Source organism: Pseudomonas sp. EL_65y_Pfl2_R96, assembly GCF_963970905.1.
Classification (GTDB): Bacteria; Pseudomonadota; Gammaproteobacteria; order Pseudomonadales; family Pseudomonadaceae; genus Aquipseudomonas.
The window spans coordinates 1-245 of sequence record NZ_CAXAQH010000482.1 but is presented as its reverse complement, the minus strand read 5'-3'; the positions used below and the strand labels follow the sequence as shown (position 1 = coordinate 245).

Annotated in this window: 1 protein-coding gene; it reads left to right on the top strand. The window is 66.1% G+C overall.

What is annotated here, in order from left to right:
• A partial coding sequence (locus AACY49_RS31680; protein ID WP_339528308.1) for an immunoglobulin-like domain-containing protein occupies positions 1 to 245 on the top strand: 245 nt, incomplete at both ends.

Sequence of the window (245 nt, the reverse complement as noted above, 5' to 3'; positions counted from 1 at the left end):
CCGGTGACTGGCAGCCCGGTTACCGTGTCCCTGGCCAACGGCCAGACGATCACCATCGACGTCGGTAAAACCACCGGTACCGTGACCACCGCCGCGCCGAACGACGCGTTGGCCGGCCATACTCCGCTGACCAACTCGATCACCAGCGTCAGCGGCGGCAACTACGAGAACCTGGTGGCGGACAAAACGCCGGTCAGCACCACCGTGACCGACACCGTCGACACCACCACCCTCAGCCTGAGCGC